The 6721-nt window shown below is 71.2% G+C and carries 7 protein-coding genes and 1 pseudogene; 4 read left to right on the forward strand and 4 right to left on the reverse strand.

Annotation, left to right across the window (positions count from 1 at the left end):
- Together L2I40_RS16320 and L2I40_RS16325 are read left to right on the forward strand one after the other, a co-directional pair.
- On the forward strand, positions 1-552 hold a 552-nt coding region (locus L2I40_RS16320), incomplete at its 5' end, for a phosphotransferase (RefSeq protein ID WP_237216254.1).
- On the forward strand, positions 552-863 hold the full coding sequence (locus tag L2I40_RS16325; RefSeq protein WP_237216255.1) for a DUF6285 domain-containing protein: 312 nt from the start codon (positions 552-554) through the stop codon (positions 861-863). The genes L2I40_RS16320 and L2I40_RS16325, both read left to right, overlap by 1 nt.
- Here the strand turns inward: L2I40_RS16325 and fahA are convergent.
- Both fahA and hmgA read right to left on the reverse strand, forming a co-directional pair.
- Entirely contained in the window at positions 838-2151 is a 1314-nt protein-coding gene (gene fahA, locus L2I40_RS16330) for a fumarylacetoacetase (protein ID WP_237216256.1), read from the reverse strand. The genes L2I40_RS16325 and fahA overlap by 26 nt on opposite strands.
- Positions 2148-3479 carry a homogentisate 1,2-dioxygenase gene (hmgA, locus tag L2I40_RS16335; protein ID WP_237216257.1) on the reverse strand — a complete coding sequence of 444 codons (1332 nt, stop codon included), beginning with the start codon at positions 3477-3479 and terminating at the stop codon, positions 2148-2150. The genes fahA and hmgA overlap by 4 nt, the downstream gene beginning before the upstream one ends.
- Positions 3480-3579: 100 nt before the next feature.
- Between hmgA and L2I40_RS16340 the strand changes: the two genes are divergently transcribed.
- The gene (locus tag L2I40_RS16340) at positions 3580-4755 is read left to right on the forward strand and encodes a thiolase domain-containing protein (RefSeq protein WP_237216258.1); all 1176 of its coding nucleotides are present in this window, start codon (positions 3580-3582) and stop codon (positions 4753-4755) included.
- Positions 4752-5135, forward strand: a complete 384-nt coding sequence (locus L2I40_RS16345) for a Zn-ribbon domain-containing OB-fold protein (RefSeq protein ID WP_237216259.1) — start codon at positions 4752-4754, stop codon at positions 5133-5135. The genes L2I40_RS16340 and L2I40_RS16345 overlap by 4 nt, the downstream gene beginning before the upstream one ends.
- Positions 5136-5150: 15 nt before the next feature.
- On the opposite strand, the gene L2I40_RS16350 is transcribed toward L2I40_RS16345, so the two are convergent.
- Together L2I40_RS16350 and L2I40_RS16355 are read right to left on the reverse strand one after the other, a co-directional pair.
- Positions 5151-6083 (reverse strand): ribose-phosphate pyrophosphokinase, encoded by a 933-nt coding sequence (locus tag L2I40_RS16350; RefSeq protein WP_237216260.1) that lies wholly within the window; start codon positions 6081-6083, stop codon positions 5151-5153.
- A 125-nt stretch (positions 6084-6208) separates the two neighbouring features.
- A pseudogene (locus L2I40_RS16355) lies at positions 6209-6721 on the reverse strand (hypothetical protein); the annotation flags it as partial.

A 6721-nucleotide genomic window follows, 5' to 3' on the forward strand; every position in this document is an offset into this window, starting at 1 on the left:
CTCGCCTTCCTGGGCGCACCGCCGCCCGATGCCGGCCTCGCCGCCATTGCGACGCTGCGCGGTCGCCTCGACGCCGCCGCCACGCCGCGTCCCGTGCTGGAATGGGGCCTGCGCGCCGCCGAGCGCAGCGCGCCGCCGCCCGTCGCGCCCGTGCTGGTGCACAACGATTTCCGCACCGGCAACCTCATGCTCGACGCGACGGGCGTGACCGGCGTGCTGGACTGGGAATTCGCCACCTGGGGCGACGGCCATGCCGACCTCGGCTGGCTCTGCGCGAAGTGCTGGCGCTTCGGCAATGTGGCGCAGGAGGCCGGCGGCCTCGGCCCGCGGGACGCCCTCTACGCCGGCTATGCGGCCGAGGCGGGCACGCCGGTCGAGGATGCGCGCGTGCGATGGTGGGAACTGATGGCGCATCTGCGCTGGGCGGTGATCGCCGCCGACCAGGCGCAGCGCCACCTCTCGGGCGAGGAGCGCAGCCTCGAACTCGCCCTCACCGGGCACATCGTGCCCGAGCTGGAATGGGAGATCCTGGCGCTGTCGGAGGGGCGTTGATGCTCGAGAAGCCTGACGCCCCCGACCTGCTCGCCACCGCGCGCGAGGTCGTGCTGAACGAGTTGCTGCCGGCCCTGCCGGCGGAGAAGGCCTTCGCCGCGCGCATGGTGGCGAACGCGATCGCGATCGCGCTGCGCGAGGCGAAGGCGGATGTCCTGTCCTTGCCGGCCGCGGATCTCGCCGCGCTCGCGCAGGAGATCCGCGCCGGCCTGCACGACCCCGGCATGCCCACGCACGAGGCCACGCGCGACGTCCTGCGCGCCTATGCGCGTCTGCGCGCCTCCGTCAGCGCACCGAAGGCGCTGGGCTGACGACACCGCGGCATTCGCCGAAGCCGATGCCGACGAAGCCGTCGCGCCGCGTGCGGGCGGTCATCAGCACCTCGTCGCCATCCTCCAGGAACCGCCGCGTCTCGCCGCTGGCCAGCGTAACCGGCTGCTTGCCACCGCGCGTGATCTCGAGCAGCGAGCCCCAGCCGCCCTCGCTCTCGGTCGAGATCGTGCCCGTGCCCAGCAGGTCGCCTGGCTGCAGGTTGCAGCCGCCGCAGGCGTGGTGCGCGACCAGCTGCGCCGGCGTCCAATAGAGCGCGCTCGCATGTCCAAGCGAGAGGCGATGCGCCGGCAGGCCCTTCTCGCGCAGTCCCGGCGTGACGAGGAACACCTCCAGCTCGAGATCCAGCGCGCCATGCGCCTGGTCGCCCTCGTCCCAGAGGTAGTCCATCGGGCGCGGATCGCCCTCGGGCCGCGGGCGCTGGGCCGTGCGGAAGGGCGCCATCGCCTCCGGGGTCACGATCCAGGGGCTCACCGTCGTGCAGAAGTTCTTGGCCAGGAACGGCCCGAGCGGCTGGTACTCCCAGCCCTGGATGTCGCGTGCCGACCAGTCGTTCAGCAGGCAGAAGCCTGCGATGCGGTCCGCTGCCTCCCTGATCGGCACCGGCTCGCCCAGCGCATTGCCCGGCCCGATCCAGATGCCGAGCTCCAGCTCGTAGTCGAGATTGCGGCTCGGCCCGAAGCTCGGGGCGGGATCGGCGGCGGGCTTGCGCTGGCCGTTCGGCCGGCGGACGTCGTGCCCGCTCGGCACCACGCTGCTGGCGCGGCCATGGTAGCCGATCGGCACATGCTTGTAGTTGGGCAGCAGCGGGTTGTCGGGCCGGAACAGCGCGCCGACATTCGTCGCATGCTGGATGCCGGCGTAGAAATCGGTGTAGTCGCCGATGCGCGCCGGCAGCAGCACCGCGCAGTCGGAAGCGCGGTGCAGGCAGCGTCCGACCGCGCCGGCGAACTCCGAGCCCTCCTCCAGCAGCGCGAAGACCTGGGACCGCAGCGCGCGCCGGTGCCGGGCGCCCAGCGCCAGCAGCCCGTTCAGCGTGCCGCCGGACACCGCCTCCACCGCCTCGGCCGCCTCGCTGCAGACCAGCCGCGCCGCCAGCGCCGCGTCGAGGTCGAGGATCATCTCGCCGATCGCGACCCCCGGCAGGGGTGTCCCACCGCCCGGCGCGAAGATGCCGAGCGGCAGGTTCTGGATCGGGAAGTCGCGATGCCCGTTGGCGGAGGCCACATGGCTCCGCCGCGCGGCGAGATGCGTGTGGTCGAGGCTCATGGGCGGCTCGGGTCGAATGTCTTGCGCAGACCCGACCAGCAGTCGCGGTAGCCGGCCTGCAGCTGCGGCAGCGATGCCGCGAAGGCGGTGACGCGCTGCGCCAGCCGCGTCTCGAACATGAAGGCCATGGTGCCTTCCAGCTTGTGCGGCTTGAGCTCGACGGTGGAGGCCTTCTCGAAGGCCTCGGCATCCGGCCCGTGCGGCAGCATGCAGTTGTGGAGCGAGAAGCCACCCGGCACGAAGCCCTGCGGCTTGGCGTCATACTGGCCGTAGATCAGCCCCATGAACTCGCTCATCAGGTTCATGTGGTACCAGGGCGGGCGGAAGGTGTTCTCCGCGACCATCCAGCGTTCGGGGAACAGCACGAAGTCGATATTCGCGGTGCCCGGTGTTTCCGACGGCGCCGTCAAGCAGGTGAAGATCGAGGGATCGGCATGGTCGAACAGGATCGGCCCGACCGGCGAGTAGCGGCGCAGATCGTATTTGTAGGGCGCGTAGTTGCCGTGCCAGGCGACGACGTCGAGCGGGCTGTGCCCGATCTCGCTCTCCCAGAACACGCCGCCCCACTTCACCACGACGCGGTGCGTGTCCTCAATGTCCTCGTAGGCAGCGACGGGTGAGAGGAAGTCGCGCTGGTTGGCCATGCAGTTGGCGCCGATCGGCCCGCGCTCCGGCAGGGTGAAGGCGCCGCCGTAGTTCTCGCAGACATAGGCGCGCGCCGGCGCCGCGACCTCGACGCGGAACTTCACGCCGCGCGGGATGACGCAGATCTCGCCCGGCGCGGTGTCGATCACGCCGAACTCGGTGCGGAAGCGCAGGCTGCCCGATTGCGGCACCACCAGCATCTCCGCATCGGCGTTCCAGAAGGTCTCGCCGGCCATGCTCGTCGTGACGAGCGCGATATGCGCCGCCATGCCGGTCTGCGACGCCACGTCACCGGCTGTCGTGATGGTCCGCATGCCGGTCAGGAAGGTGAGTTTCTCGGAGGGGATCGGCAGCGGGTCCCAGCGCAGCGGCTGGATCGGCAGGTCGTGCTCCGCCGTGTCCGGCGCGCTGACCCAGAAGGGCAGGGCGGCCTTCCGGAACCGGCCGATATGCGAGACCGTCGGGCGGATGCGGTAGAGCCACGACCGCTGGTTGCTGGCGCGCGGCGCGGTGAAGGGCGAGCCGCTCAACTGCTCGGCGTAGAGACCGTAGGCGCAGCGCTGCGGGGAGTTGCGCCCGACCGGCAGCGCACCGGGCAGCGCCTCGGTCTCGAAGCCGTTGCCGAAGCCGGACATGTAGCCGGCTGTCACGGCGGTGATGCCGAGCGGGGGGGTGATATCCATGGCTGGCCTCCTCTTTGCCGCCGGTATACCCCACCCTCCGGCTGCTTGCCCAACCTGGCGCGCCCGTCCAGTGTCCGCCCCGAGGAGGAGCGCCGATCACATGAGCCTCAGGGGCAGCGCCTGCATCGTTGGCGCCTTCGAGCACCCGACCCGCAAGGCGCCGGACAGGTCCACCGCGCAGCTGCATGCGGAGGTCGCCTGGGGCGCGCTGCAGGATGCGGGCCTCTCCAAGGACGACGTGGACGGCTATTTCTGCGCCGGCGACGCCCCGGGCATGGGCCCGCTCTCGATGGCCGAGTATCTCGGCCTCGACCGGCTGCGCCACGTGGACAGCACCGACATCGGCGGCTCGAGCCCGATCGCCCATGTCGCGCATGCGGCCGCCGCGATCGCGACGGGTCGCTGCAACGTCGCGCTGATCACGCTCGCGGGACGTCCGCGCAGCGAGGGCCAGGCCACCGGCACCGCGACGCGCCGTCAGGATCCGGCGATCCCCGACGATCAGTTCGAGATCCCGATGGGCCGCACCGTCGCCGCCGCCTATGCCATGTGCGCGATGCGCCACATGCACGAGTTCGGCACGACCTCGGAGCAGCTCGCCTGGATCAAGGTCGCTGCCAGCCACCACGCGCAGCACAACCCGCACGCCATGCTGCGCAAGGTCGTGACGGTGCAGGAGGTGGTGGAGAGCCCGCTCGTCGCTGACCCGCTGCATCGCCTCGATTGCTGCGTGATCAGTGACGGCGGCGGCGCGCTGATCGTCGCGCGTCCGGAGATCGCCCGCAGTCTGCAGCGTCCTGTGGTGACCGTGCGCGGTACCGGCGAGGCGCTGAAGAACCATGCCGGCGGCTATAACGACCTGACCTTCTCCGGCGCCCGCTGGTCCGGTGCGCGCGCCTTCGAGGAGGCGGGCGTCACGCCGGCCGACATCCGCTACGCGTCCATCTACGACAGCTTCACCATCACCGTGCTGATCCAGCTCGAGGATCTCGGCTTCTGCGCGAAGGGCGAAGGCGGGCGCTTCGTCGCCGACGGCAACCTGATCAGCGGCGTCGGGAAGCTGCCCTTCAACACCGATGGCGGCGGGCTGTGCTCCAACCATCCGGCCAATCGCGGCGGCATGACCAAGGTGATCGAGGCCGTGCGGCAACTGCGCGGCGAGGCGCATCCGGCCGTGCAGGTGAAGGATTGCGGCCTGGCGCTGGCGCATGGCACGGGCGGCCTCCTCGGCCATCGGCACGGCAGCGCCACGGTCATCCTGGAGCGGATGGCATGAGCGAGCGCGCGATCCAGGCCCCGATCCCGGACCCGACGACACAGCCCTTCTGGGATGCGGCGGCCGAGGGCCGGCTGATGATCGGGCTGTGCCGCGACACCGGGCGGCACTTCTTCCCGCCGCGCGGCGTCTCGCCCTTCACGCTCTCGCCCCATGTCGAGCTGGTGCCAGCCAGCGGGCAGGGGGTGCTCTACAGCTACACGGTGATGCGCACCGCGACGCCCTACATGCCCGCGATGGTCGAGCTCGCGGAGGGACCGCGCATCTTCACCAACCTGGTGGATCTGGAACCCGAGGCGGTGCGGATCGGGATGAAGCTGCGCGTCGTGTTCCGCGCGACGGAAGGCGGCCCACCGGTGCCGATGTTCGCGCCGGCCTAGCGGGGTCGCCGCCCCTCAGTTGAACAGGCTGCTGACGCTGCTTTCCTCGCTGATCCGCTTCATCGCCTCGGCGATCAGCGGCGCGATGGTCAGCTGCTTGATGTTGCGGCTGACGCGCACGGCCTCGGTGGCGAGGATGCTGTCCGTCACCACCATCGTCTCGATCGCAGCGGAGCCGACGCGCGCCACCGCACCGCCCGAGAAGACGCCATGCGTCACATAGACGCTGGCCGACTTCGCGCCGTGCTTGAGCAGCGCCTCCGCGGCGTTGCAGAGCGTGCCGCCGGAATCGACGATGTCGTCCACCAGGATGCAGTGCCGGCCCTCGACCTCGCCGATCACGTTCATCACCTCGGACACGCCGGCGCGTGGGCGCCGCTTGTCGATGATGGCGAGGTCGGAATGGATGCGCGCGGCGATCGCGCGCGCGCGCACCACGCCGCCTACATCCGGCGAGACGACCATCAGGTCGCGCCCGGCGAAGCGTTCCTGGATGTCGCGCGCAAACAGCGGCGCGGCGAAGAGGTTGTCCACCGGGATGTCGAAGAAGCCCTGGATCTGCGCCGCGTGCAGGTCCATCGTCAGCACGCGGTTGGCGCCCGCCGCAGTGATCAGGTTGGCCACCAGCTTGGCGCTGATCGGCGTGCGCGGGCCCGACTTACGGTCCTGCCGCGCATAGCCGAAATAGGGGATCACCGCCGTGATGCGCCGCGCGCTGCCGCGCTTGAGCGCGTCCAGCATGATCAGCAGCTCCATCAGGTTGTCGTTGGCGGGATAGCTGGTGGACTGGATGACGAAGACGTCCTCGCCGCGGACGTTCTCGTGGATCTCGACGAAGACCTCCATGTCGGCGAAGCGCCGGACGGAGGCCTGGGTCAGCGGCATCCCCAGCGTCGCCGCCACGGCCTCTGCCAGGGGGCGGTTGCTGTTGCACGCAATGATCTTCATGCCGCGAGGCCCCGAGCTGGGATCAGCCGCCCGCGCCTCAGCGCCGGCGGCCGGACTGGTAGCAACGTGACCCTTCGGTGTCCATCACGCGGACGGGACGCGGGATTGCGCCTTCGTCATGCGGCTCAGCGCGGCGCAGTCTGGCCTTGGCCCGCGGGCGCAGGCTGGGCCTGCGCCTGGGCGGCCTCGGCGCCCGCGAAGCCGCCCGCATTGGCGATCACGTCGCGCACCCCGCCCGAGGCCTCGTCCGCCACCACGAAGGCCACGTCGGCCCAGAGCCCGTTCAGGCTGCCCGCCGGGACCTCGTTCAGCTGCAGCACGCGGCCGAGGTCGAAGCCGTCGCGCCGCGACACCGTCCAGACGATCTCCACGCGCTGCACGCCTGGCCGACTCGGCACGACACTCACCGCGCCCTGCACCGCGTACTGAGCGCCCTCGGCCTCCTCCGCCACCTGCAGGCCACGGCCGGCCAGGCGCTCGGCCATCCGGGCCGTCAGGCTCTGGTTGCCGTCGCCCGGCGCGCCGCGCACTGGGATGACGCGCACGATGGGCGGCCCCACGCCCACCGCGCGCTCGTCCCCGGTGCGCCGCTGCGCGTCGGCCCGCGCCACGAGCAGGGCGAGTCGCGGCGCGGCCTC

It is taken from the genome of Falsiroseomonas oryziterrae (assembly GCF_021864505.1).
GTDB lineage: Bacteria > Pseudomonadota > Alphaproteobacteria > Acetobacterales > Acetobacteraceae > Falsiroseomonas > Falsiroseomonas oryziterrae.

What these genes read in the sequence shown, in the direction of transcription:
- L2I40_RS16350 (WP_237216260.1), bottom strand. Translation starts at nt 6,083, where the DNA reads ATGAAGATCATTGCGTGCAACAGCAACCGCCCCCTGGCAGAGGCCGTG.
- hmgA (WP_237216257.1), bottom strand. Translation starts at nt 3,479, where the DNA reads ATGGATATCACCCCCCCGCTCGGCATCACCGCCGTGACAGCCGGCTAC.
- L2I40_RS16340 (WP_237216258.1), top strand. Translation starts at nt 3,580, where the DNA reads ATGAGCCTCAGGGGCAGCGCCTGCATCGTTGGCGCCTTCGAGCACCCG.
- fahA (WP_237216256.1), bottom strand. Translation starts at nt 2,151, where the DNA reads ATGAGCCTCGACCACACGCATCTCGCCGCGCGGCGGAGCCATGTGGCC.
- L2I40_RS16325 (WP_237216255.1), top strand. Translation starts at nt 552, where the DNA reads ATGCTCGAGAAGCCTGACGCCCCCGACCTGCTCGCCACCGCGCGCGAG.
- L2I40_RS16345 (WP_237216259.1), top strand. Translation starts at nt 4,752, where the DNA reads ATGAGCGAGCGCGCGATCCAGGCCCCGATCCCGGACCCGACGACACAG.